The organism is Nocardioides sp., assembly GCF_025965415.1.
In the GTDB taxonomy this organism is placed as follows: Bacteria; Actinomycetota; Actinomycetes; order Propionibacteriales; family Nocardioidaceae; genus Nocardioides.
The window spans coordinates 1-25,200 of the sequence record NZ_JAOPWY010000108.1 but is presented as its reverse complement, the minus strand read 5'-3'; the positions used below and the strand labels follow the sequence as shown (position 1 = coordinate 25,200).

Here is a 25,200-nt window from a genome sequence, read left to right as displayed (position 1 = left end):
GTCGGCCCACTCGTCCCAGATCGAGATGCCGCGGTCCTGCAGCCACTTCACGTTGGTGTCGCCGCGGAGGAACCACGGCAGCTCGCCGAACACCGACCGCGTGTGCACCTTCTTGGTCGTCACCAGCGGGAATCCCTCGGCGAGGTCGAAGCGCATCTGGTGCCCGAAGACGCTCAGCGTGCCGGTGCCGGTGCGGTCGGTCTTCTCCACGCCCTCGTCGAGGATCCGCTGGAGGAGGTCGAGGTAGGCGCGCACGGGACGACTCTACGACCTCGGGACGCGCGCCTCGGCGACGACGCACGTGACGTCGAAGGCGAAGTCGTCCCCGCCGGCCAGGTCGTCGTACGCCGTCCGCAGGCGGACCCGCACGCCGTCGGACTGCGCCCGCCAGAGGACGCCGAAGTTGCCGATCGAGGTGAGCCCCGCCCACAGGTCGTCGGGCGCCGGGCGCCACTGCCACGACAGCGTGCCGGTCGAGGTGACGGCGAGACCGGCCTCGCTGAGGATCCCGGCGAGTCCGCGCGGGGTGCGCTCGAAGTCGCGATCGGCCGGCAGCCGCGGTGAGGGCGGGCGCACGGCCTCCACCTCGTCGAGCAGCCCGTTCCACATCACGGCCTGGGGCGGCGGCGTACTCCCCCAGATCGTCGCCCGCACGCGGCCTCCTGGCGCCGCGACGCGGGCCAGCTCGCGCGCGCCGGCTCGCGGGTCGTCCACGTGGTTGAGCACGAAGTTGGCCGTCACCACGTCGAAGCCGTTGTCGGCAAGGGGCAGGTCGGGGAGCCCGTCCACGGCGACCTCCTCGCCCAGCGTCGATCCGGCCAGCGCAGCCATCTCGGGGTCGGGCTCGACGCCGATGGCCTCGAGGCCGGCGTCCCGCGCGGACTGCACGAGGGCACCGGTGCCGCAGCCCACGTCCAGCAGCCGACCGCTGCGCGGCAGCCCGTCGAGGAGGGCCGGGATCGCCCCGGCGCACAGTCCCGCGAAGCTCTGCGCGTACACCCGAGCCACACCCGTCCACAGCGCCTCGGCCACGGCCGCGAGGCTACCGACCACCCCCGCCAACTCGTCGGTTGGTGGGTTGGGTGGCGATTCCGGCGCCTCCGACCGCCCCAACCCGCCAACTCACCAGTTGGCTGACCAACTCGTGAGTTGGCGGCAGCAGCAGCACCCCGATCCCTCAGCGCAGCCGGATCGACCCGTCGGCCTCGGTGATCGTGACGGGCTCGCCGCAGTCGAGGTCGGCCGTGCACACGACGAGCGCGCGGCGCCCGGACTCCGACTGCCGTACGGCGTCCTGCGCCCCGTCCCGGCGCGACGAGTCGATCAGGTGGGCCCAGCCGCCGCCGGGCACCGGGACGCTCTGGACCAGGACGTCGTAGGGACCGAGCTCCGGGAGCGCCGGCGTCTCGGGCACCTCGTCGAGCGCGGCGGGAGCCTCGTCCGTGTCGTGCACGTCCCCCTCCGCGTCGACCCGCACCAGGTCGCCCGAGGAGAGCCGCGCCACCACGCCGGTGCCTGCGGCCACGAACGCGTCCACGCGGGGAAGCTCGACGACCACCTCCGCGAGGTGCAGCTCGCCCTGGGCGTACCAGATCACCGGCAGCGGGTTGGCCTGCTCGCGGACCTCCGGCGGCTTGGGCCGGGCGGCCCACCACATCCATCCGGCGAGCAGGGCCGCGGCGACCGCGACCCACACCATGGCGCGCCGAGCGGTGCGGCGGCGGCGCGACGCCCGCACCTGTGCGGCCCTGGCCAGCCACTCGTCGGCCGCGTCGTGCGGGTCGAGGGGACGTACGCCGTGGGGTGCGGCCTCACCCGGTCGCGCGGGCAGGCCGGTGCGCTCGCGCAGCTCGGCCCACAGGCTGACGTCGACCTGCTCGTCGCGGACCCGCCGCGTCCAGGACCCGCGGCTCGCCAGCAGGGTCTCGGCCACCGCCAGGCGGGCGTCGGCGGCGGCGACCCCCTCGTCCTCCAGGCCACCGACGAGGTCGGCCCAGCGGGCGTCGACGTAGCGCGCGAAGTCCGTGTCGCCCACCACTGCCACCTCCCTCGTCGGCGGTGCTTCGGAACGAGGGGCGGCCGCGGATGGGGTCAGGCGCTGAGCGACATCGGCCCGTAGACCTGCCGCTCGTGCTCGAAGAGCGTCACCGCGGCCACGCCGTGCTCGGCAAGGTCCGCCCAGATCTCCCCGACCCAGGACTCGGCGTCGCCCTGCGTGGAGAAGCGCTGGTCGGCGTGCTCGGCGATCTCCACCGGCTCACCGGCGGCGTCCTCGAGGCGCCACCACCACGGCCGCTCGGAGGCCGAGGGCTGCCGGAAGGTCGGGGGCTGTCCGGGGAGCACGTCAGGACTCCTTCACCGACGGGTCGACGAACGGCGGCCTGACGAGCTGGAAGATCTCGCGCCGGCCGCGGATGTCGACGCCCACCTGCGCGTCCTCCGCGACCATCACCGGGATCAGCGCCAGGCCGATCCCCTTCTTGAGCGTGGGCGAGAACGTGCCGGAGGTGATGTCGGCCAGGGGTACGTCCTGGGTCAGGGTCACGCCCATGCCGGGGCGCGGGATGCCGCGGCCGACGGCGACCAGCCCGCGCAGCCGTCGCTTCGGGCCCTCCTCCTTGACCTGCGTCACCGCCGCGCGGCCCCAGAAGGCGTCCTTCTTCCAGCCGACCGCCCACGACAGCCCGGCCTCGACCGGGTTGGTGTCGAGGCTGATGTCCTGGCCGTGGAGCGGGTAGCCCATCTCGGTGCGCAGCGTGTCGCGGGCACCCAGGCCGCAGGCGGCGATGCCGTGCTCCTCGCCCGCCTCCATCAGGCGGTCCCACAGCTCGCCCGCGGCGGAGTTGGCGACGACGAGCTCGTAGCCGCGCTCGCCGGTGTAGCCGGTGCGGCACACGACGACGCCGAGGCCGTCGTCGCCGAACTCGGCCTCCACGAACGACATGTACTCGTGGCCGGTGGGCAGGCCGACCTTCTCCAGCACCTCGTCCGAGCGGGTTCCCTGGACGGCCAGGACGGCGTAGTCCTCGTGGTGGCTGACGACCTTGACGCCCTCGGGCGCGGCCGCCTGCAGGCGCCGGACGACCTCGGCGGTGTTGGCCGCGTTGGGGATGAGGAGCACGTGCTCGTCGTCGTGCCAGTAGGCGATCAGGTCGTCGACGATGCCACCCGACTCGTCGAGGCAGAGGGTGTACTGCGCCTTCCCGGCGCGGATCTTGGCGAGGTCGTTGGAGAGGGTCGCGTTGACGAAGTCGGCGGCGCCCGGACCCGACACCATGGCCTTGCCCAGGTGGCTCACGTCGAAGATGCCGACGGACTCACGGACCGCCGTGTGCTCCTTGACGACACCGGTCGGATACTCCAGCGGCATCGACCATCCGCCGAACTCGGCGAACTTCGCACCGAGGGCCTCGTGACGGTCATGGAGGGGCGACTGCTTGAGCGTTCCGGCCATGCCGCGAAACCTACCTCAGCCGCGAGGGCGTCAGGACTCGCCTAGCATGCGCAGGTGACCACGTACTCGCTGCGCACCGCCAACCCCGCCAAGACCCGTGCCGACGCCGTGGTCGTGGGCGTCGTGGCGGGCGACAAGGGGCCCCGGCTGTGCGAGGCGGCCGACGAGGTCTCCAAGGCCTACGGCCGCCGGCTGCGGCCCTTCCTGTCGACCATGGGCGTCACCGGCAAGGCCGGCGAGGCGGTCAAGGCCCCGACCCGCGACGAGGTCAACGCGCCGCTGCTGGTCTTCGTCGGCCTCGGCGAGGACCCGGCCGACCCCGTCGCCGTACGACGTGCCGCCGGCGTCGCGGCGCGCAGCGTGTCCAACGCGGCCTCGGTCGCCCTGGCGCTGCCGAGCGAGACCCCCGAGCTGATCGAGGCCGTGGTCGAGGGCCACCGGCTCGGCGGCTACACGTTCACGGCCTACAAGTCGAAGCAGAGTGAGGCCACCGAGCCCACCGACGTCGTCGTGCTGAGCCCCGTTGCGCGCCGCGCCGAGGCGGTCGCGGCCCTCGAGCGCGCGGAGATCCTGGCCGACGCGGTCGTGCTGTGCCGCGACTGGGTCAACACGCCGCCCAAGGACTGCACTCCCCCGCTGCTCGCCGACCTGGTGGCCGCGGCCCACAGGGCCGTGACCAAGGGCCGCGGCGCACCCAAGGTCACGCTCGAGGTCTTCGACCACGAGCGGCTCGCGGAGATGGGCTGCGGGGGCATCCTGAGCGTCGGCAGCTCGTCCGAGTCGCCCTCGCGGCTGGCCAAGCTGACCTGGGCCCCCAAGGACGCGGTCGCCCACCTCGCGCTGGTCGGCAAGGGCGTCACCTTCGACTCCGGCGGCCTCACGATCAAGCCGTCGTCGAGCATGGTCAACATGAAGGGCGACATGGCCGGTGCCGCCAGCGTCGTCGCCGCCACGCTCGCGATCGCGCGGCTCGGCCTGCCGATCAGGGTGACCGCCTTCGCCCCGATGGCAGAGAACATGGTCTCCGCGACCTCGACGCGTCCCGGCGACGTGATCACCATGCACAACGGCACCACCGTCGAGATCGCCAACACCGACGCCGAGGGCCGCATGCTCCTGGGCGACGCGCTCTCCCTGGCGGTCGAGGAGAAGCCCGACGTCGTCCTCGACATCGCCACGCTCACCGGTCACATGCAGCTCGCCCTCGGCGACAAGGTCGGCGCCGTGATGGGCACCGACGACCAGGTCCCCGCCGTCCTCGCGGCCGGTGCCGCGGCCGGCGAGCAGCACTGGCGGATGCCGATCCCCGAGGAGATGACGGAGCGGATCCACAGCTCCAAGATCGCCGACCTGCTCCAGCACGACTGGGTGCGCTGGGGCGGCGGCCTGTACGCCTCGGCGTTCCTCCGCGAGTTCACCGACGGCCTGCCCTGGGCGCACCTCGACATCGCCGGCAAGGAGATGAACACCGGCAGCCCCTACGGCCACGTGCCCTCCGGCGCGACTGGCTTCGGCGTCACCACCCTCGTCGAGTTCGCCCGGGCGCTCGCCGCGGACGCCGGCTGAGCGGCAGCCTGTCCCCCGCTGGTTGAGCAGCGAGCGGTGTTCCGCCGCTGGTTGAGCAGCGAGCGTGTCCCCGCTGGTTGAGCAGCGAGCGCAGCGAGCGTGTCGAAACCGAGGCCGGGAGCCCGTCAGCCGGACGCCGGCTTGAGCAGCTCCTGCTGCTCGCCGGCGAACCTCGCCGCGAGTGCGGGCCTCACAGGCCGTTGAGCTTGCGGTGGGCCTTCTTGCGCGCGTTGTAGTCGCGCATCCGCTGCGGCACGCCGACCACCGCGGCGTCGTACGACGGCACGCGGTGCCGGTTGGCGAACTCGTGCGCCCACGTCACGCTGGGCACCCGGCGCCGCGTCCACTCGCCGTCGTGCGCGACCAGGAGGATGGTGACGTCGCTGACGGCCGTGCGCGGCTCGACGAACCCCTCGACGCCCTGGTGGGTCGTCACGAACTTCTCGAGGTGACGCACGTCCTCGCCGTCGGCGGCGCGGACGCGGGTCGACCCGGTGCGCGTGGCATCCCGCGCCGGACGACTGGTGCGCCCCTTGCGGCGGAAACGATCGAACAGACCCATGGCGGACATTCTGCCGGGGCGCACCTCACGCCGCCCACTCTTCGGGCTTCTTCGACGGACCGTGACCCGGTGTGGACAGGCTCACAAAGAGTGCAAAGATGGTCGCGGTCCAAGCGAGTCGAGCGTGTGGAGGGAAATCAGTGGCGGACGGTGAGTTCGACGTCCTGGTCCTCGGGGCTGGTTCGGGTGGATATGCCTGTGCCCTGCGAGCGGCGCAGCTGGGCCTGACGGTCGGGCTGGTCGAGAAGGGCAACCTGGGCGGCACCTGCCTCCACGTGGGCTGCATCCCGACCAAGGCGCTCCTGCACGCCGCCGAGGTCGCCGACTCGGCGCGCGAGGCGGGCCAGTTCGGCGTCTCCGCCACGCTCGACGGCATCGACATGGTGGGCGTCAACGCCTACAAGGACAAGGTCGTCGACCGGCTCTTCAAGGGCCTCACCGGCCTGATCAAGTCGCGCGGCATCACCGTCATCGAGGGCGCCGGCACGCTGACCGGCCCCCGCACCGTGACCGTCGACGGCACCGACTACACCGGGCGCCACGTCGTGCTCGCCTCCGGCTCCTACAGCCGTACGCTCCCCGGCCTCGAGGTCGACGGCGACAAGGTCATCGCCTCCGAGCACGCGCTGCGCCTCGACCGCGTGCCGGCCTCGGCCATCGTGCTCGGCGGCGGGGTCATCGGCTGCGAGTTCGCCAGCGTCTGGAAGTCCTTCGGTGCCGACGTCACCATCATCGAAGCCCTCCCGCGGCTCGTCGCCGTCGAGGACGAGGCCTCCTCCCAGGCCCTCGAGCGGGCCTTCCGCAAGCGCAAGATCAGCTTCCTCACCGGCACGCCCTTCCAGAGCGTGAAGACCACCGACACCGGGGTCGCCGTCACCGTCGAGGGCGGCGACGTGATCGAGGCCGAGGTCCTCCTCGTCGCGGTCGGGCGCGGCCCGTCGACCGACGGCCTGGGCTACGCCGAGCAGGGCATCGAGATGGACCGCGGCTTCGTGCTCGCCGACGAGCGCTGCCGCACCAACGTCGAGGGCGTGTACGCCGTCGGCGACATCGTGCCCGGCCTCCAGCTCGCGCACCGCGGGTTCCAGCAGGGCATCTTCGTGGCCGAGGACATCGCCGGCCTCGACCCTCGCCCCATCGATGAGTCGGGCATCCCGCGCGTGACCTACTCCCACCCCGAGATCGCCTCGGTCGGTCTCGACGAGGCCACCGCCCGTGAGCGTCACGGCGACGCCGTCACGACCATCACTTACGACCTCGGCGGCAACGGCAAGAGCCAGATCCTGCAGACCCAGGGCTTCGTCAAGCTCGTCGGCCTTACCGACGGCCCCGTCCTCGGCGTCCACATGGTGGGAGACCGGGTCGGCGAGCTCATCGGCGAGGCCCAGCTCATCTACAACTGGGAGGCGCACGCCGACGACGTCGCGCCGCTCGTGCACGCGCACCCCACCCAGAACGAGGCTCTCGGCGAGGCCCACCTGGCCCTGGCCGGCAAGCCGCTGCACGCACACTCCTGACCACCCCAGATTTTCTCCAACCACACACGCGAGCGAAGGACACACATGGCCTCCGAAGTCACCCTCCCCGCACTCGGCGAGTCCGTCACCGAGGGCACCGTCACCCGCTGGCTCACGCAGGTCGGTGACACGGTTGCCGTCGACGAGCCGGAGCTCGAGGTCTCCACCGACAAGGTCGACACCGAGATCCCGTCCCCCGTCGCGGGCACGCTCCTCGAGATCAAGGCCAACGAGGACGACACCGTCGAGGTCGGCGCGGTCCTGGGCGTGATCGGCGAGGAGGGCGAGTCCGCCGGCGACGCCTCCGGTTCCGCCGAGCCCGAGGCGCAGCCCCAGGACGCCGAGGAGTCGGAGAAGAAGGCCGAGCAGGAGGAGCAGGTCGCCGAGGAGACCGGCGAGCTCCCGGCCGGCGACTCCACCCCCGAGTCGGAGAAGGACGACGCCCCCGCGCAGGAGGAGCCGGCGGCCAGCGAGTCCGGCGGTTCGGGTGGTGGATCCGGCACGGCCGTGACCCTCCCCGCCCTCGGCGAGTCCGTCACCGAGGGCACCGTGACCCGCTGGCTCAAGAAGGTCGGCGACGAGGTCGCCGTCGACGAGCCCCTGCTCGAGGTCTCCACCGACAAGGTCGACACCGAGATCCCCTCGCCGGTCGCGGGCACCTTGCTCGAGATCAAGGCGGAGGAGGACGAGACCGTCGAGGTCGGTGCCGAGCTCGCGATCATCGGGTCCGGCGACGCCGCGCCCGCCGAGTCCGCACCCGAGCCCGAGCCCGAGGCCGCCGCAGAGCCCGAGCCGGAGCCCGAGCCCGAGCCCGAGCCGGAGCCGGAGCCCGCCAAGGAGGAGCCGAAGGCCGCCGAGCCCGAGCCCGAGCCCGCCCAGGAGCAGCCGAAGGAGGAGGCGCCCGCCGCGCCTGCAGCCCCGGCTGCGAGCGAGGGCGGCCGCGACCAGACGGCGTACGTCACTCCGCTGGTGCGCAAGATGGCCGACCAGCAGGGCGTGGACCTCGCGCAGGTGCAGGGCACCGGTGTCGGTGGTCGCATCCGCAAGCAGGACGTCCTCGACGCGGCCGCCGCGGCCAAGGAGGCGGCCGCTCCGGCCGCCGCGGCACCCGCCGCGGCAGCTCCCGCCGCTCCCGCTGCTGCGTCCGCACCGTCGTCCGCCCCGTCGCCGCTACGCGGCACCACCGAGCCGCTGTCGCGACTGCGCAAGGTCATCGCGACCCGCATGGTCGAGTCGCTCACCGAGGCCGCGCAGCTCACCCAGGTGATGGAGGTCGACGTGACCTCGATCGCCCGTATGCGGGAGGCCGCCAAGGCGGACTTCCTGGCGCGCGAGGGCGTGAAGCTGACCTACCTGCCGTTCTTCGCCAAGGCAGCGATCGACGCGCTCAAGCTGCACCCCAAGCTGAACGCGGCGATCGACGCCGAGAAGGGCGAGGTGACCTACTACGACCGCGAGAACATCGCGTTCGCCGTGGACACCGAGAAGGGCCTGCTGACGCCGGTCGTCAAGGAGGCCGGTGACCTCTCGATCGCCGGGCTGGCCAAGAAGATCGCCGACGTCGCCGAGCGCACCCGCACCAACAAGATCACCCCGGACGAGCTGTCCGGCGGCACGTTCACGATCACCAACCTCGGCAGCTTCGGGGCCCTGTTCGACACCCCGATCATCAACAAGCCGCAGGTGGCGATCCTCGGCCCCGGTGCCGTGGTGAAGCGGCCGGTCGTGATCGACGACGCCAACCTCGGCGAGACGATCGCGGTCCGCCACATGGTCTACCTGTCGCTGACCTACGACCACCGCCTGGTCGACGGCGCCGACGCCGGCCGGTTCCTCCGCGAGGTCAAGCAGCGCCTCGAGGCGGGCCAGTTCGAGATCTGAGCCCAGCCGACCGGAGCGAAGCGACGGTCGGCGTCGGGCGAAGAGGTTGAGGGGCCGGCGCAGCGTGAGCCTGCGAACGCTGGGCACCGGCCGTCTCGAAACCTGAGCCCAGCTCGTACGACGCCCCGTCCGCCACGTGCGGGCGGGGCGTCGCCGCGTCCCCCCTCGGCCACCCGCCCCATAGTCCGCATCAATGGGCTCCCTCCCGACGGGTCGCGAGGAGCTTTCTGATGCGGACTATCCGGGCCGGGCAGCAGCCGAAAACCACAGGCGCACTGTCCGACCCACCACCTAGCCTGAAGACATCGTGACGATCACCGACACCTCCCGCGCAGCAGAGCCGACGACCACCTCCACGTCGGGTCTCCCCGAGCACCGTCAGCCGGTCGACTGGCGTCGCGTACGCCGCCCGCTGACCTACCTCTGCTTCTCGATGTCCCTCGTCGGCGCGATCGCCGCCTCGCTCGGCTCGCTGGTCGCCGGCCGGCTCGCCGACGTCCCCACCGACCGTCTCCTGCTGCTGCTCGGCCTGTGCGTGGTGGGTGGCGCGGTCATCGACACCGTCGCCAAGACCATCTGGGCCACGATCTGCGACCCGGGCCGAGGGCCAGCTGCGGTCCGACCTCCTCGACGCCGCGATGGCACAGCCGCTCTCCGAGCTCTCCGAGCAGGCCGTCGGCGAGGTCCTCGACCGGATCGACGACGACACGTGGGAGGTCGGCCAGCTGATGCGCTGGGGCGTGTGGCAGGCCGCCCGCACCTTCCTCGCCTCCGGCCCGCTGTGGGTCGTCGCCAGCGTGACCTGGTGGCCGGCGACCTTCCTCTTCCCCCTGACCGCGGTCGCCACCTTCCTCGTCGTACGACGCCTCCTGCCGCAGGTCGCGCAGAAAGGTGATCGAGGAGGCCGCCTGGACCGACCACGCCGCCTCGACCGAGGAGGGCGTCGCGGCCCGTGACGACCTCCGCACGTCACTGGGCCAGGCCCACGTGCTCCGACGCAACGCCCACCTGGCCTCCGTCGTCCACCGCGCGCTCGACGCCGTGCTGGCGGTCGAGGTGCGGATCACCCGTCGCAGCGGCGGCCTCCTGCACGGCGCCCTGGCGGCCGTAGGCGTCGTGGGCATCGCGCTGGTGCTCTCAGGCGACCTCTCGACGGCCCGCCTGGTCACGCTCTTCCTGGTGACCACGATGTTCGTGGGCGGCGTCGACATGCTCGCCCGCCACCTCCCCGACCTCCAGGAGGGCTTCGGCGCGGTGCTGCGCCTGCGCGGCATGCTCGCCTCACCGGCCGAGCCCACCGGCGGCCTCCCGGTGCCCGACGGACCGCTCGACGTCGAGTTCCGCCACCTCGAGTTCACCTACGGCACCGGCACCTTCGCGCTCCGCGACGTCGACCTGCTGCTGACCGCGGGCCACACCTGCGCCCTCGTCGGTCGCACCGGATCGGGCAAGTCGACCCTCGCGTCACTGCTGTCCCGCGCCGTCGAGCCGCCGCGCGGCACGGTCTTCCTCGGGGGCGTCGACGTGCTCGACCTCGACCTCCAGCAGCTGCGCTCCGCGGTCGGGGTCGTCACCCAGCGCACCGAGGTGCTGGCCGGCACCCTCGCCGACAACATCACCCTCTTCGACGACGTCCCCCGCGCAACGGTCGAGGCGGCCGTCTCCGAGCTCGGCCTGACCGACTGGGTCGCCGGCCTGCCCGAGGGCCTAGACACCGTCCTCGGCCCCGGCGGCACCAGCCTCTCGGCCGGCGAGGAGCAGCTCGTCGCCTTCGCACGGCTGCTCGTGCGCGACGTCAGCGTCGTGGTCCTCGACGAGGCGACCGCGCGCATGGACCCGGTCACCGAGGCGCGTGTGGTCCGGGCCGCCGACCGCCTCATCTCCGGGCGCACCGGCATCCTCGTCGCCCACCGACTCTCCACGACCGAGCGCGCCGAGCAGGTCGCCGTCCTCGAGTCCGGGCGCGTCGTCCAGCAGGGCCCCCGGCACCGGCTCGCCGCCACCGACGGCCCCTTCCGCGAGCTGCTCGAGGCCGCGGCCCACGAGGCCGTCGTCGAGGAGCACCACCACGACGACGCCGCCATCGGGTCGGTGCGCCGCAGCACGACTCCCCCGCCCCCGCCCGAGCTCGCGCCCACCCCGAGCCTGACGCGCCAGGTGCTCCACACCGTGAGCATCCAGCCGCAGTGGGGACTCCTGGGGGCCGCGCTGTTCCTGGTGGCCTCCCTCACCGGTGCCTTCGGCGCGGTCACGGGGTGGATCTGGGGACACATCGTCACCGATCTCCAGCACGGCCAGCGCCCGGGCCTCCTGGCCCTGGCCCTCGTGGTCTCGCTGGTCGTCAGCCCGCTGCTGCTCTCGCAGGCCTTCCGCACCTACCCCCACTGGTGGGTCGAGGTGCGCCTGCGCGTGCGTGCCGCGGTGCTGCACGGGCAGACCGCGCAGCGCCGCCTCGTCCGTACGCCGCCGGGCGAGGTCGTCGCCCGCACCATGGACGCCGACCGGCTGGCGCGCTACACCGACCGCTGGGTCGACTTCGTCAACGGGCTCGTCGTGGCCGCGATGACCGCGCTCATCGCGCAGACCTGGGTCGCGGGGGCGGTCCTGCTGACCGTGATGGTCGTCTCCGCGCTCGCCTCGACCCTGGGCCGTCGGGTGGCGGGACGCTCGGCCGCGGCCGCGTCCACCGCGCGGGCCCGCTTCGGCCAGTCCCTCGTCTCGGCGCTGGAGTCGGTCCGCACGGTCAAGCTGGCCGCGGCGACTCCCCAGGTGCACGCGCACCTGCGCCAGGTCGACGGCGGACGCGTCGACGCCGCCGTGCGCGAGCACCGCGTCCAGGCGCTCCTCGACGGCGTCCCCGTCGTCATGGTCCAGCTCGGCGTCGTCGCCGCCTGGGCCGGCCTGCTCTCGGGTCGCTGGGAGCTGGCGACGGCGCTGCTGGTCGCCAACGCCGTCAGCGGCTTCGACTGGTTCGGCCGCGTGGCGGGAGCCGTGGTCACCGAGGCCCCCGGCGTCCGCGCGTGGATGAATGCCACCAGCAGGCTCGCCGGCGGCGGCGACCTGATGGACCTGCCGCCCGGGGTCGACCTCGTCCGCGGCACCGGCCCCGACCCGGCCACGCCCGCGCGCGAGGCGCTGCACACCCTCACCGTCCGTGACCTCTCCGCCGTGCACGACGACGGCACCCTCGGCGTCCAGGAGGTCGATCTCGAGGTGCACGCAGGCGAGCTCGTGCTGCTCCTGGGCCAGGTGGGCTCGGGCAAGTCCAGCCTGCTCGGGGCCCTGGCCGGCCTGGTCAGCAGCACCGGCGAGATCCGGTGGAACGACCGGGTCGTCGACGACCCGCAGACCACGCTCCGACCCGGGCGCGTGGCCCATGTCGCGCAGGTGCCGCGGGTGCTGTCCGGCAGCTTCACCGGCAACGTCGCCCTCGACCACCCGGACCGCCCGGTCGTGCCCGCGCTCGAGTCGGCGCGGATGGGCCGCGACGTCTCCGAGGCCGGCGGGCCGGACGCCCTCGTCGGCCACCGCGGCGTACGCCTCTCCGGCGGCCAGGTGCAGCGGCTCGCCCTGGCACGGGCCCTGGCCACCGAGGCCGACCTGCTGCTGGCCGACGACGTCTCCTCCGCGCTCGACGCCGCCACCGAGATCGAGCTGTGGCAGGCGCTGCGCGCCCGGGGCGCCGCGGTCATCGGCGCGACCAGCAAGTCGGCCGCGCTGGCCCAGGCCGACCGCGTCGTCGTGCTCGACTCCGGCCGCGTCGTCGATCACGGCCCCTGGCGCGAGCTGTCGACCCGCTGGGCGCACCTCGCCGGCTGACCGCCTCCGGACCCAGGACTCCGAGCGGCCGACGCTTTGGTCGGGTGGTTGGGTGGTGGCATGCGCGTAGTGATTGCGGGAGCCTCGGGCTTCCTCGGGACCCACCTGACCGCGCACCTGCGCCAGCACGGCCACGAGGTCACCGCGCTCGTGCGCCGGGAGCCGACCTCGGCACGCGAGTCGCAGTGGGACCCGCGCGCCGGTCAGGTGGACGCCGACCTCGTCGGCCGCTCCGACGTCGTGATCAACCTCGCCGGCGCGAGCATCGCCGGCAACCCGCACTCGAAGAAGTGGGCCGAGGAGGTCATGGAGTCGCGGGTCTCGACCACCTGCCTCCTGTCCAGGACGATCGCCGCGAGCGAGCGGCCGCCCGCGTTCCTCGCCGGCAACGGCATCAGCTGGTACGGCGACCACGATGCCGCCCCGGTCACCGAGGAATCCGAGAGCATCGGCGACGCCTTCCTGACCCGGGTCGCCCGGGCGTGGGAGTCGGCTGCCGACGACGCCCGCGCGGCCGGGGCCCGCGTGTGCGTGCTCCGCACGGCTCCCGTGATGGACCGGACGTCGCCGCCGCTCAAGCAGCTGCGGCTGCTCTTCCAGCTCGGCGGCGGGGCCCGTCTCGGCTCGGGCGAGCAGTACATGCCGATGATCTCACTGCGCGACTGGATCGGCGCGGTGAGCTACCTCGCCGAGTCGCGCGACGTCTCCGGCGCCTTCAATCTCTGCTGCCCCACCCCGCCGACCAACGCCGAGTTCACCCGGGCCCTCTCGGCCGCGCTGCACCGCAAGGCCTTCCTCGCGGTGCCCTCGGCCCTCCTCAAGCCGGCCGCGGGCGACCTCGCCCCCGAGCTGCTGGGCTCGATCAACGCCCGGCCGACCGCGCTGGAGCGCGCGGGCTACGACTTCGAGGACGAGGACGTCCGCGAGGTGCTGGCCGCCGCGCTGGCCTGATAGCGCGCCTCGGCCACCCGCCACTTCCCGGCCACCCGCACGAGCACGATCCGTCGCGTCGAGGCCCGGTCCGCCGGAAGAGCGACGGGAGACGCCGCGCCCAGGGCCTCCCCACCGACGACGCGGTCCGTGACGACCAGCACCAGTCGGGTCGACGACCGCTCGACGACGTCGAGGGCGAGCACCTGGGTGGTCAGGCCCTCCACGGTCAGGCCGCGTCGGCGGTAGTCGCGCAGGAGTCGTGCGTCGGCGGCGCCGGTGCGCGAGCCGACGGCGTACAGGCTCCTCAGGGCCCCGACGTCGCCCGTGGCCCACGCCTCCGCGCGGCGCCGGTCCCAGGCTGCGAGGATCCCGACCGGTCCCTCCCCGGCTCGCTCGGGTGCCGGGGTCGCCCCGGGTGACCTGCCGCCCGGCCGCGCCAGCGCGACGACCAGGGTCGCGACCACGCACGCACAGGCGAGTGCGGTGAGGACGGGGAGCAGCCGACGAGGGTCCACCTCGCCACCCTCGCCGATTTCCGGGTGCCGTGCGCCCGGTCATCCACAGGCCCGACCGGTGACCGCGTGGGCGTAGGCTCGCGGGCATGCCGCAGGAGCACGAGCTGGAGTTCGAGGTCGCCGGTCTGGGCGACGACGCCGTCGACTACCTCGCCGCCTGGGACGTCCAGCGCCGCGTGCACGAGGCCGTGGTGGCCGGCACCCGGGCCGACACGGTCCTGCTGCTCGAGCACCCGCCCGTCTTCACCGCCGGCAAGCGCACCGACGCGCACGAGCGCCCGCTCGACCCGGGAGGTGCCGCCGTCATCGACGTCGACCGCGGCGGCAAGATCACCTTCCACGGCCCCGGCCAGCTCGTCGGCTACCCGATCGTCACGCTGCCCGACCACGTCAAGGTCGTCGACTACGTGCGCCGGGTCGAGGAGGCGCTGATCGCGGTGTGCGCCGACTTCGGCGTCACCACCGCCCGCGTGCCCGGCCGCAGCGGCGTCTGGCTGCGCGCCGACGACCGAGGTCCGGAGCGCAAGATCGGCGCGATCGGCATCCGGGTGAGCCGCGGGGTGACCATGCACGGCTTCGCCCTCAACTGCGACGTCGACCTCGGCTGGTACGACCGCTTCGTGCCGTGCGGGATCGCCGACGCGGGCGTCACGTCCCTGTCCGAGGAGACCGGGCGCGACGTCACCGTCACCGACGTGCTGCCGAGCGTGCGCCGGCACCTGGCGGCGTACCTCGCCTGGCTCCCCTACGCCCCCACCCCGGACTACGAGTCGCGCCCCGAGCCCGCTCACGGCCCGCGCATCCAGCTGGTCACCCCCGGGCGCTGACCGAGCCTCGGTCGCGGCGGTCCTCGCCGACGTGGACGGGCTGCTCGACGTCCACGACTGAGCGTCGGCACCGCCCACGCGGAGGGGTGGTCCGTCGCCCATCCCGGTCTGGTTGGCTCGTGGGATGAGCCAGCTTCCCCTGTCGGTGACCGTCAACGGAGCGCCGCAGTCGGTGGAGGTGGATCCGCGGCGCTCGCTGCTGGACCTGCTGCGCGACACCCTCGGCCTCACCGGCACGCAGAAGGGCTGCGACCAGGGCGCCTGCGGGGCCTGCACCGTGCACCTGGACGGCCGCCGGGTGCTCTCCTGCCTCACGCTCGCCGCCCAGGTGGAGGGGCGCGAGGTCACCACGGTCGAGGGCATCGGCACCACCGACCGGCTCCACCCCGTGCAGCAGGCCTTCGTCGACTGCGACGCCTTCCAGTGCGGCGCGTGCACGGCCGGCCAGGTGATGTCGGCGGTCGCCCTGCTCGACGAGGGCGGGTGGGAGACCGCGGACGACGTGCGCGAACTGATGAGCGGCAACTTGTGCCGCTGCGGCGCCTATCCGCGCATCGTCGACGCCGTCCTCGGCGCCCACGCCGCCCGGGAGGCCTGAGATGCATCCCTTCACCATCACCCGTGTCGACGACGTCGAGGCCGCCGGGTCCGCGGTCACGAACGACGCGATCGCGCGGGCCGTCCAGGGTCCCGACGACACCGTCTTCATCGCCGGCGGCACCACCCAGCTCGACCTGATGCGCGACGGCGTGTGGTCCCCCGGCACCCTCGTGGACATCAGTCGCCTCCCGCTCGGCGAGGTCGAGGCCACCGACGGGCTCCTGGTCGTCGGCGCCGCGGTGACCATGGCGGAGCTCGCGCGCCACCCGGCGGTCGCGGGGCTCGACGTGCTGCGCGACTCCCTGCTGCTGGCGGCCTCGCCCCAGCTGCGCAACATGGCAACGGTGGGCGGCAACGTCCTCCAGCGCACGCGCTGCCGCTACTTCCGCGACCCGACGGTCCCCCAGTGCAACAAGCGCGTGCCCGGCAGCGGGTGTGCCGCGGTGGAGGGCACCGCGCGCACCCACGCCGTCCTCGGCGTCGACGCCGGCTGCATCGCCGTGCACGCCTCCGACCTCGCCGTCGCACTCGTGGCGCTGGACGCGCGGGTGCGCCTCCACGGCCCGGGTGGCGGGCGCACGGTCGCCGTGGCCGACCTGCACGTCCGCGCCGACGTGGACCCCGCACGCGACAACGTCCTCGCCCCCGGTGAGCTCATCACCCACCTGGAGATCCCGGTCCCCCACGCGCGCTCGGGCTACCTCAAGGTGCGGGACCGGGCGTCGTACGAGTTCGCGCTGACCTCCGCGGCCGTCGTCGCCAGGCTCGAGGACGGCGTGCTGGCGCACGTGGCCATCGGTCTCGGCGGCGTCGGGTCGGTGCCCTGGCGCGCCACCCGCGCCGAGGACGTGCTGCGCGGCCGGAGGGCGTCGCTCGCCCTCTTCGAGGAGGCCGCGAAGGCCGAGCTCGAGGGTGCCTTCATGGTGCCCGGCACGGAGTTCAAGCCCGAGCTCGCCCGCCGCACCCTGGTCCGCCAGCTGCGCGACGTCACGGAGGTGACCGCATGACCACCACGACCGACGCCCCCGCCGCCACCGGCGCCCCCGTCGTCGGGGCGGGCGTGACCCGCGTCGACGGGCCCCTCAAGGTCACCGGTGCCGTGCCGTACGCCGACGACCTGGCGCCCCGCGACGCCCTCGTCGGGGTGCTCGTCGGCGCCACGATCGCCTCCGGCGAGGTCTCCCTCGTCGACGCCGGCGACGCGCTCGCCGCACCCGGTGTCGTCGCCGTGATCTCGCACCACGACGCCCCTGCCGTCGTACGGCCCAACGAGGCGTCGACCGACGAGCGCGCCCCGCGCCCGCCCTTCCAGGACGCCACCGTCCGCTTCCACGGCGACTACGTCGCGATGGTCGTCGCCCAGACCCGGGAGGAGGCGGTGCACGCCGCCTCCCTGCTGCGCGTGACGTACGACGTCGCCGAGCCGGTCGTCGACCTCAACGACCCCCGCGCGCCACGCGAGGACGACGACCCGGCCGGTGCCGACAGCGTCCGAGGAGACCTCGAACGCGGGCTCGCGGAGGCCGACGTGGTGGTCGAGGCCGACTACGTGACCGGCGACAACACCAACAACCCGCTCGGCCTCTTCTCCGCGTGCGCGGAGTGGGACGGCGACGCGCTGCACATGTGGGCGACCACGCAGTGGCCGTCCAACACCGCGGACTGCCTGGCCGAGTCGTGGGGCATCGCCCGCGAGGACGTGCGGGTGGAGTGCCCCTACCTCGGCGGCGGCTTCGGCTCCGGCCTGCGCCCGTGGCCCTACATCCACGCCGCCGCGATGGCGGCCAGGGTCGTCGGCCACCCGGTGCGGGTGGTGCTCAGCCGTCCGCAGATGTTCACCGGGGTCGGCCACCGCCCCGAGACCGTCCAGCACGTGCGCCTCGGCGCCCGCCGCGACGGCACCCTGACCGCGGTCGAGCACACCGCGACCATCCCGGTCGCCGTGGACGACGACAACCCGGAGAACGTCGTCTCCGGCACCCGGCAGGGGTACGCCGTCGAGCACCTGCGCGCCGACGTCGACCAGGTGCGCCTGCACATCTCCCCGCCCGGCTCGATGCGCGCTCCCGGTGAGGCGCAGGGCAACTTCGCCCTGGAGACCGCGCTCGACGAGCTGGCCGTGGAGCTCGGCATCGACCCGGTCGCGCTGCGGCTGCGCAACGACGCCGTCACCAACCCCGACCAGGACGACCTGCCGTGGTCGAGCAAGGCACTCGGCGAGTGCCTGCGTCGTGGCGCGGAGCTGATCGGCTGGGGCGACCGCGACCCCGCCCCGCGCTCGATGCGCGAGGGCGACCAGCTGGTCGGCTACGGCATGGCGGCGGTGTCGTTCTTCTACTTCCAGCAGCCGTGCACCGTGCGGGTCGTCGTACGCCGTGACGGCACCGCCGCGGTCCACTGCGCGGCGATGGACATCGGCACCGGCACCTACACGATCGTCACCCAGGTGGCCGCCGAGCGGCTGGGCCTCGACCTGGCCGAGGTCGAGGTCGTGCTCGGCGACAGCTCGCTGCCGCCCTCTCCCCCGGCCGGCGGCTCCGGGCTCGCGATGGCCATCTCCAACGCGACCGCGCTGGCGGTCGCCGAGGTGCTGGGCGACCTGGGCCTCGACGCCGTGCCCGGCCGGGCGACGCTGTCGCACGCGGTCGGCGACCGCGACGAGGTGGCCGCGGAGGCCACCGCGGACCAGCCGGACGCCGCCGAGCTGGGCATGTCGCCGTCGGGCGCCTTCGGGGCGAAGTTCGCCAAGGTGCGCGTCGACGCCGACCTCGGGCTGGTGCGTGTCGAGCGCCTCGTGTCGGTCATCGACTGCGGCCAGGTGCTCAACGAGCGCACGGCCCGGAGCCAGGTCGTGGGCGGCACGGTCGGCGGCATCGGCCACGCGTTGCTCGAGCACACGGTCACCGACCTGCACGCGGGCCCGCAGACCGGCCGCATCACCAACGCCCACCTCGCCGACTACCTCGTCGCCGTCAACGCCGACGTGCCGGACCTCGAGGTCGAGTTCGTGGGCGGTCCCGACCGCCTGAACCCGGTCGGCGTCAAGGGCGTCGGCGAGGTCGGCCTGTGCGGGGTCGCGGCCGCGATCGGCAACGCCGTCTTCCACGCCACGGGGCGCCGCATCCGGCGACTCCCGATCACCCCCGACCTGCTGCTCTGAGGGTGCCGAGGGCGAATTGGGTGGCCTCTCGGCGCGGCGTAGAGTGCGCGTGTGACTGCCGCTGCCACTTCCGAAGGACGCAAGCTTCTCCGACTGGAGATCCGCAACGCGGAGACCCCGATCGAACGCAAGCCGGAGTGGATCAAGACCAAGGCCAAGATGGGCCCCGAATACACGGCGCTGCAGAACCTCGTGAAGTCCGAGGGCCTGCACACCGTCTGCCAGTCGGCCGGCTGCCCCAACATCTTCGAGTGCTGGGAGGACAAGGAAGCCACCTTCCTCATCGGTGGCGACCAGTGCACCCGCCGCTGCGACTTCTGCCAGATCGACACGGGCAAGCCGCAGCCGCTCGACCGCGACGAGCCCCGCCGGGTCGCGGAGTCGGTGCAGAAGATGCAGCTCAAGTACGCCACCATCACCGGTGTCGCCCGCGACGACCTGCCCGACGGCGGCGCCTGGCTGTACGCCGAGACGGTGCGCGCGATCCACGAGCTCAACCCCGGCACCGGCGTGGAGAACCTGATCCCCGACTTCAACGGCAAGCCCGACCTGCTGACCGAGGTCTTCGAGTCCCGCCCCGAGGTGCTGGCGCACAACGTCGAGACCGTGCCGCGGATCTTCAAGCGGATCCGCCCGGCCTTCCGCTACGACCGCTCCCTCGACGTCCTCACCCAGGCGCGCGACTTCGGCCTGGTCACCAAGTCCAACCTGATCCTCGGCATGGGCGAGACCCGCGAGGAGGTCAGCCAGGCGCTGCGCGACCTGCACGACGCGGGCTGCGAGCTGATCACCATCACGCAGTACCTCCGCCCCTCACCGCGTCACCACCCCGTCGAGCGCTGGGTCAAGCCGGAGGAGTTCGTCGAGCTCAAGGCCGAGGCCGACGAGATCGGCTTCGCCGGCGCGCTGTCCGGCCCACTGGTGCGCTCGTCCTACCGCGCCGGTCGGCTGTACGGTCAGGCCATGGACGCGCGCGCCGCCGCGGCCGTCTGACCCCCACCACCGCTTCACCGTTTCCGCCGACCTCTAGCTGGACAAGGCCACCTCATGTCGACCCCCGCCACCACGCCCACCACGCGCCGTGGGCAGATCATGCAGACCTACCAGATGGCCAAGCGCAGCGACCCGCGCCTGGGCTGGATCATCCTGGGTGCGTTCGTGGTGGGTGCGGCGCTCGGCTTCGGCCTCATGTGGCTGCTGCCCGGCGACGGTGTGCTGTCGCTGATCATCTCGATCGTCGGCGCGCTGATGATCGGCCTGCTCTTCGCGCTGCTCATCTTCGGCCGCCGCGCCCAGCGGGCGGCGTACGCCCAGATGGAGGGCCAGCCGGCCGCCGCCGCGGGCGCCCTCCAGATGCTCAAGCGCGGCTGGAAGGTCGACCCCGTGGTCGGCTTCACCAAGCAGCAGGACGTCGTGCACCGCGTCGTCGGTCCGCCCGGCATCGTCCTGGTCGGCGAGGGCTCGAGCCAGGCACGCGTGAAGCAGCTCCTGGTCAACGAGCGCAAGAAGCACGAGCGCGTCGCCTACGGCGTGCCGATCCACGAGATCGTCGCCGGCCGCGGCGAGGGCGAGATCCCGCTGCCCAAGCTGGTGCGCCACGTCCAGAAGCTCGGCCGCTCGGTCAAGCCGGCCGAGATGACCGACATCCTCCAGCGGCTCAAGGCGCTCGACGCGCAGCGCGGCAAGCTGCCGCTGCCCAAGGGGCCCATCCCGACATCGATGAAGGGCATGCGCTCGCAGCAGCGCGGCCGCTGAGGACCCGCTGGTCGAGGAGGTCGCGCAGCGACCCGTCACGAGACCCGGTCAGAGACTGACGGTCCGCGTGCCTGCGGCCAGGTCGTGCAGCCCGCGTCCGTCGAAGGTGAGCAGCGGCGGGACGAGCAGCGCCACCATCACGGACCGCAGCAGGGCCCGCAGGAGCGACACGGGCTGACCCGACCCGTCGTGGCGCACGACCCGGACCCGGGCCGCGAGCTTGCCGAAGGAGCCGCCGGCGACGGCGGTGAAGAGCGCCGACTCGACGACGAAGAGCCCCAGCGTGCCGAGCCCGTTGGGGTTGCCCGCGAGGACACCGACGGCGACCAGCCCCTCGACGACGGCCAGGCAGGTCACCCAGTCCACGAAGAGCGCCAGGATGCGCCGTCCCCAGGTCGCGGGCTGCAGCTCGGGTGTTACAGCGCTGGTCACGCGGCAAGCCTAGGTGAGCTCCGGCACCCGCCATCAACCGGTCACTTGTAACACGGCCGAAACAAACGGGATACGGTCAAGAAACTGCTCCCACCTAACGTGACCCCCGGTGCAACGACGCACCGTTGTCGTGACGCTGCTACTTCGACGTGCGCTGGGCGCCGTCAAGGAGGACCGAATGTTCAACAACTCCGATGAGCTGCTCAAGTTCATCAAGGACGAGGGCGTCGAGATGGTCGACGTCCGCTTCTGCGACCTGCCGGGCATCATGCAGCACTTCACGGTGCCGGTGTCCTCCTTCGACCAGAGCGTCTTCGACGACGGCCTCGGCTTCGACGGGTCCTCGATCCGCGGGTTCCAGGCCATCAACGAGTCGGACATGTCGCTCTTCCCGGACCCGACCACCGCCTACATCGACCCGTTCCGCAAGTCGAAGACGCTGAACGTCAACTTCTTCATCCACGACCCGATCACCGGTGAGGCCTACAGCCGCGACCCGCGCAACATCGCCCGCAAGGCCCTGGCCTACCTCGACTCGACCGGCATCGCGGACACCGCCTACTTCGCCCCCGAGGCCGAGTTCTACATCTTCGACAGCGTCCGCTACAGCACTGGCGTCAACGAGGGCTACTACCACATCGACTCCGTCGAGGGCTGGTGGAACTCCGGCAAGGAGGGCGACGACAACCTCGGCTACAAGACCCGCCTCAAGGGCGGCTACTTCCCCGTCGAGCCGTACGACCACTACAGCGACCTGCGCGCCGACATGGTCAAGAACCTCGAGGCGAGCGGCCTCCTCGTCGAGCGCGCCCACCACGAGGTCGGCACCGCCGGGCAGGCGGAGATCAACTACCGCTTCGACACGCTGCTCAAGGCCGCCGACGACGTGATGAAGTTCAAGTACCTCATCAAGAACACCGCCTGGGAGCAGGGCAAGTCGGTCACCTTCATGCCGAAGCCGATCTTCGGCGACAACGGCTCGGGCATGCACGTGCACCAGTCGCTGTGGAAGGACGGCGAGCCGCTGTTCTTCGACGAGACCGGCTACGCCGGCCTGTCCGACATGGCGCGCTGGTACATCGGCGGCATCCTCAAGCACGCGCCGTCGCTGCTGGCCTTCACCAACCCGACGGTGAACTCCTACCACCGCCTGGTGCCGGGCTTCGAGGCGCCGATCTCGCTGGTCTACTCCTCGCGCAACCGCTCCGCCTCGGTCCGCATCCCGATCACGGGAGCCAACCCGAAAGCCAAGCGCGTCGAGACCCGCTTCCCCGACCCGTCGGCGAACCCCTACCTCGCCTTCGCGGCGCTGATGCTCGCCGGCCTCGACGGTGTCCAGAACAAGACGGAGCCCGCGGCCCCGATCGACAAGGACATCTACGAGCTGCCGCCGGACGAGATGGCCGAGATCGACCAGGTGCCGACCTCGCTCGGTGCCGTCCTCGACGCGCTCGAGGAGGACCACGACTACCTGACGGTCGGCGGAGTCTTCACCGACGACCTGATCGAGACGTGGATCCACTTCAAGCGGACGCAGGAGATCGCGCCCGTCCAGCTCCGCCCCCACCCGCACGAGTTCGAGCTCTACTACGACATCTGAGCCACGCTCAGCGCTGACCTGTGGGTTTGTCCCGTGATCAGCGCCTCACGTACGAGAACGTCCCAAGACACCTTCGGTTGTCTTGGGACGTTCTCAGTTGTCGTGTGGCATGGATGTCGCATGGATGTGGCATGGAGCGTGGCGTCCTGCTAATCCGTTGATCCGCCGTAGCCCACCCCGCCCACTATGACGCGGCAGCAACCGGCCTGGCGCTGGTCGCCGTCCAACGTTGGTTCCGTCCAACACGGCCGGGGAATGTCATGCGTTCCCTGACATCACGTGGCACGCTCACGCTGTGGACTCTTCAAGCAACCGCTCGGTGTTCTTCGCGTACGCGTCGCAACCAGCCTCCTGCGGTGAGGCAATGGTGACGGCCGCATCTTCGCTGACCGACACGGGCACGCCGAGTTCAACATGGCGAGAGCTTCAGCCCGGTGGTCGCGTTCTGATAGACGTGATCACGGAAGCAATCGACCGATGCGACGTCGTTGTGGCCGAGATTAGCTCCATGAATCGCAATGTACTGTTCGAGGCCGGGTACGCCCTAGCGAAAAACAAGGGTCTTCTTTTTGCGATGGACGAGTCGCTTGATAGCGCACACAGGCTGTGGGATGGCGTTCAACTTTTCTCCACAATCGGACGGCTGGATTACCATGGCAACGGCGCTCGCCTAGCCGAACTGGTTGGAGCCAATCTAGCGATGGCGGTCACGAGCGAATCTCTATTGACTGGACTTCTCGCGGACTCGAAGCCACAACAGATGAATGCCGTCTTTGCGCCGACCGTCCCTGTTCGGTTCCAAGCCGCTGACATGCTCGACAAGGAACTGAACAACCGGGGCAGCATCCAAGTGTTGGCTAGCGGCGACGACCTTGGTCTGGCCCCTCTGTCCTACTACGCGGGAGAGATATTCCGCTCGGCAGCGGCGATCTTCCATTTCATGAACCCTGACCGAAGCCGCGCTATCGAGCACAACGCACGCTCAAGCTTCCTTGCTGGCTTCGCGTACGGGTGGGATCGACCTGTGCTCATGCTCGCCGAGTCCGAGTATGTGAGCCCCCTCGACTATCGCGACCTCCTTTTCAATTACACCACCGCTGCCCAGATGGTCCGCCACGTGGATGACTGGCTCGCATCGCTGCCACTTAAGCCAGGCAGCAGTCGACGACTCGGGCGCCTGGCTATGGAGCTGGATCTGCCTGTGAGTTCGTTCGGGCAGTACGTTGCCGAAAACGAAGACTCGCGACTTGACGACTACTTCCTGCCGACCCGGGAGTTCACAAGCCTGGTACAGGGCGAGGCAACAGTGTTCGTGGGTCGCAAGGGGACCGGTAAGACCGCCACAATGCTCCAAGCTGCGGCCGATCTTGAGAAGGACCGCCGGAACCTAGTGGTCAAGGTCAAGCCGACCTCGTATGAGCTCGGAGGGTTGGTAGACCTCGTTGGACGCTTCGATCTACACGCCGGCAGCGAGTACCTCCTGAACAACCTCTGGAACTTCCTCCTATCAACGGAGGTGGCGTCGCACATTCTGGCCGCGGCCGAAAACAACCCAGCCGGAGTAGGCGGCTCGCCAGAGCTGGTTGCCTTGGACAAGAGATTGGACCGAATGGGCGTCGCGCGGACGTCCGACCTCGCCACGCGACTGGAGGACATGGTTGAGCAGATTCACACGCGTTCCATAAGCGCGAGCGATGATCGTGAACTGCGAGAAGTTGTGGGAGCGTCACTTGGCGTCCACTGGTTCAAGGATCTTCACCGGGAGATTCGCGAAGCCGCCACAGATCAGTACCGACGCATTGCGGTTCTTGTCGACAATCTTGACAAGGCGTGGGAGCGCGGCGCCAACTTCGAGGCCACATCGCGGTTCTTGCTCTCGCTGCTGAGCGCTAGCTGTTCTGTCCGGGCACGTTGGGCACGAGGTCGATGGGTGACTTGCCCTTGAGCGAGGTGTGTCCGCGGTGGTGATTGTAGAAGTGGAGCCAGGCCGGGTAGCTGGCCAGGCGTTCGGCTTCTGATCGGTACTCGACGGCGTAGGCCCACTCTTCGAGCAGAGTGCGGTTGAAGCGTTCAACCTTGCCGTTGGTCTGGGGCCGGTAGGGACGGGTCCGGCGGTGCTTGATCCGTTGCCCGGCCAGGGTCTTGGCCCACAGTTTTGAGCGATAGCAGGAGCCGTTGTCGGTCAGCACGGCGCGCACGGTGATGCCGTGGCGGGCGAACCAGGCGCGGGCCCGTCGCCAGAACCCCACAGCGGTCTCCTTGCGTTCATCGGCGAGGACCTCGGAGTAGGCCAGCCGGGTGTGGTCATCGACGGCGTGGTGCAGGTAGGCGTAGCCACGCGATGGCGAGGCGCCGGCGCGGGCCGCGGTGGTGCGTGCGACGTGAACTCGCCTGTCCTGCTCTGAGCCGCGGCCGTGGATGCGCCAGCCGCCGCCGTCGGGAATCTTCCCGAGCTTCTTGATGTCGACGTGGACCAGGTCACCGGGCGCCTCATGCAGGTAGTGGTTCGCCTTGGCCCTGGCCCACTTGATCCGGGCCCCGGTGGCCGGGTCGGTCCACTTCAGCCGCGGGCACCGGTA

Annotated in this window: 23 protein-coding genes; 14 read left to right on the top strand and 9 right to left on the bottom strand. The window is 71.6% G+C overall.

Going from position 1 to position 25,200, the window contains the following annotated elements; genetic code table 11:
• From thyA to gcvT, 5 genes are all read right to left on the bottom strand, one after another.
• Positions 1 to 255, bottom strand: a 255-nt coding sequence (thyA, locus tag JWN97_RS11430) for a thymidylate synthase (protein WP_297622578.1), incomplete at its 3' end; no start/stop codon positions are given.
• A gap of 9 nt (positions 256 to 264) precedes the next feature.
• Positions 265 to 1,032: a class I SAM-dependent methyltransferase gene (locus JWN97_RS11425; RefSeq protein WP_297622576.1), complete on the bottom strand. Its 768-nt coding sequence runs from the start codon at positions 1,030 to 1,032 to the stop codon at positions 265 to 267.
• A gap of 145 nt (positions 1,033 to 1,177) precedes the next feature.
• A complete protein-coding gene (locus JWN97_RS11420) occupies positions 1,178 to 2,035 on the bottom strand; it encodes a hypothetical protein (RefSeq protein ID WP_297622574.1) in 858 nt (285 codons plus the stop codon).
• A 56-nt stretch (positions 2,036 to 2,091) separates the two neighbouring features.
• Entirely contained in the window at positions 2,092 to 2,343 is a 252-nt protein-coding gene (locus JWN97_RS11415; RefSeq protein WP_297622572.1) for a hypothetical protein, read from the bottom strand.
• A 1-nt stretch (position 2,344) separates the two neighbouring features.
• Positions 2,345 to 3,454 (bottom strand): glycine cleavage system aminomethyltransferase GcvT, encoded by a 1,110-nt coding sequence (gcvT, locus tag JWN97_RS11410; protein ID WP_297622570.1) that lies wholly within the window; start codon positions 3,452 to 3,454, stop codon positions 2,345 to 2,347.
• Positions 3,455 to 3,508: 54 nt separating this feature from the next.
• Here gcvT and JWN97_RS11405 point away from each other — a divergent pair, with 54 nt between their 5' ends.
• A complete protein-coding gene (locus tag JWN97_RS11405; protein ID WP_297622568.1) occupies positions 3,509 to 5,020 on the top strand; it encodes a leucyl aminopeptidase in 1,512 nt (503 codons plus the stop codon).
• Positions 5,021 to 5,210: 190 nt separating this feature from the next.
• Here JWN97_RS11405 and JWN97_RS11400 read toward each other — a convergent pair whose 3' ends face one another.
• The gene (locus tag JWN97_RS11400; protein ID WP_297622566.1) at positions 5,211 to 5,582 is read right to left on the bottom strand and encodes a hypothetical protein; all 372 of its coding nucleotides are present in this window, start codon (positions 5,580 to 5,582) and stop codon (positions 5,211 to 5,213) included.
• Positions 5,583 to 5,722: 140 nt separating this feature from the next.
• Between JWN97_RS11400 and lpdA the strand changes: the two genes are divergently transcribed.
• The 5 genes from lpdA (at position 5,723) to JWN97_RS11375 (ending at position 13,750) form a co-directional block, all read left to right on the top strand.
• Positions 5,723 to 7,099 carry a dihydrolipoyl dehydrogenase gene (gene lpdA, locus JWN97_RS11395; RefSeq protein ID WP_297622564.1) on the top strand — a complete coding sequence of 459 codons (1,377 nt, stop codon included), beginning with the start codon at positions 5,723 to 5,725 and terminating at the stop codon, positions 7,097 to 7,099.
• A gap of 45 nt (positions 7,100 to 7,144) precedes the next feature.
• Positions 7,145 to 8,980 (top strand): 2-oxoglutarate dehydrogenase, E2 component, dihydrolipoamide succinyltransferase, encoded by a 1,836-nt coding sequence (gene sucB / locus JWN97_RS11390; protein WP_297622562.1) that lies wholly within the window; start codon positions 7,145 to 7,147, stop codon positions 8,978 to 8,980.
• A gap of 638 nt (positions 8,981 to 9,618) precedes the next feature.
• The gene (locus tag JWN97_RS11385) at positions 9,619 to 9,936 is read left to right on the top strand and encodes a hypothetical protein (protein ID WP_297622560.1); all 318 of its coding nucleotides are present in this window, start codon (positions 9,619 to 9,621) and stop codon (positions 9,934 to 9,936) included.
• Positions 9,872 to 12,799, top strand: a complete 2,928-nt coding sequence (locus JWN97_RS11380; protein ID WP_297622558.1) for an ABC transporter ATP-binding protein — start codon at positions 9,872 to 9,874, stop codon at positions 12,797 to 12,799. The genes JWN97_RS11385 and JWN97_RS11380 overlap by 65 nt, the downstream gene beginning before the upstream one ends.
• 60 nt (positions 12,800 to 12,859) lie before the next feature.
• Positions 12,860 to 13,750, top strand: a complete 891-nt coding sequence (locus JWN97_RS11375; RefSeq protein ID WP_297622556.1) for a TIGR01777 family oxidoreductase — start codon at positions 12,860 to 12,862, stop codon at positions 13,748 to 13,750.
• Here JWN97_RS11375 and JWN97_RS11370 read toward each other — a convergent pair.
• Positions 13,696 to 14,247 carry a hypothetical protein gene (locus tag JWN97_RS11370; protein WP_297622554.1) on the bottom strand — a complete coding sequence of 184 codons (552 nt, stop codon included), beginning with the start codon at positions 14,245 to 14,247 and terminating at the stop codon, positions 13,696 to 13,698. The two genes, JWN97_RS11375 and JWN97_RS11370, sit on opposite strands and share 55 nt — an antisense overlap.
• A gap of 86 nt (positions 14,248 to 14,333) precedes the next feature.
• On the opposite strand from JWN97_RS11370, the gene lipB reads away from it, so the two are divergent.
• The 6 genes from lipB to JWN97_RS11340 all read left to right on the top strand — a co-directional run bounded on the left by lipB (position 14,334) and on the right by JWN97_RS11340 (position 20,589).
• Entirely contained in the window at positions 14,334 to 15,074 is a 741-nt protein-coding gene (lipB, locus tag JWN97_RS11365; RefSeq protein WP_297622552.1) for a lipoyl(octanoyl) transferase LipB, read from the top strand.
• Positions 15,075 to 15,198: 124 nt separating this feature from the next.
• Positions 15,199 to 15,672 carry a (2Fe-2S)-binding protein gene (locus JWN97_RS11360; RefSeq protein ID WP_297622550.1) on the top strand — a complete coding sequence of 158 codons (474 nt, stop codon included), beginning with the start codon at positions 15,199 to 15,201 and terminating at the stop codon, positions 15,670 to 15,672.
• A 1-nt stretch (position 15,673) separates the two neighbouring features.
• The gene (locus JWN97_RS11355) at positions 15,674 to 16,681 is read left to right on the top strand and encodes a xanthine dehydrogenase family protein subunit M (protein WP_297622548.1); all 1,008 of its coding nucleotides are present in this window, start codon (positions 15,674 to 15,676) and stop codon (positions 16,679 to 16,681) included.
• Entirely contained in the window at positions 16,678 to 18,834 is a 2,157-nt protein-coding gene (locus tag JWN97_RS11350) for a xanthine dehydrogenase family protein molybdopterin-binding subunit (protein WP_297622546.1), read from the top strand. The genes JWN97_RS11355 and JWN97_RS11350 overlap by 4 nt, the downstream gene beginning before the upstream one ends.
• A gap of 51 nt (positions 18,835 to 18,885) precedes the next feature.
• Positions 18,886 to 19,827, top strand: a complete 942-nt coding sequence (gene lipA, locus JWN97_RS11345; protein ID WP_297622544.1) for a lipoyl synthase — start codon at positions 18,886 to 18,888, stop codon at positions 19,825 to 19,827.
• A 54-nt stretch (positions 19,828 to 19,881) separates the two neighbouring features.
• Positions 19,882 to 20,589: a DUF4191 domain-containing protein gene (locus JWN97_RS11340; RefSeq protein WP_297622542.1), complete on the top strand. Its 708-nt coding sequence runs from the start codon at positions 19,882 to 19,884 to the stop codon at positions 20,587 to 20,589.
• Between the two features lie 48 nt (positions 20,590 to 20,637).
• Here JWN97_RS11340 and JWN97_RS11335 read toward each other — a convergent pair whose 3' ends face one another.
• A complete protein-coding gene (locus tag JWN97_RS11335) occupies positions 20,638 to 21,021 on the bottom strand; it encodes an RDD family protein (RefSeq protein WP_297622540.1) in 384 nt (127 codons plus the stop codon).
• Positions 21,022 to 21,199: 178 nt separating this feature from the next.
• Between JWN97_RS11335 and glnA the strand changes: the two genes are divergently transcribed.
• On the top strand, positions 21,200 to 22,621 hold the full coding sequence (glnA, locus tag JWN97_RS11330; RefSeq protein WP_297622538.1) for a type I glutamate--ammonia ligase: 1,422 nt from the start codon (positions 21,200 to 21,202) through the stop codon (positions 22,619 to 22,621).
• A 319-nt stretch (positions 22,622 to 22,940) separates the two neighbouring features.
• Positions 22,941 to 24,566 (top strand): hypothetical protein, encoded by a 1,626-nt coding sequence (locus JWN97_RS11325; protein WP_297622536.1) that lies wholly within the window; start codon positions 22,941 to 22,943, stop codon positions 24,564 to 24,566.
• Here the strand turns inward: JWN97_RS11325 and JWN97_RS11320 are convergent.
• The coding region (locus JWN97_RS11320; RefSeq protein WP_297622534.1) for an IS481 family transposase at positions 24,511 to 25,200 on the bottom strand (690 nt) is incomplete at its 5' end. The two genes, JWN97_RS11325 and JWN97_RS11320, sit on opposite strands and share 56 nt — an antisense overlap.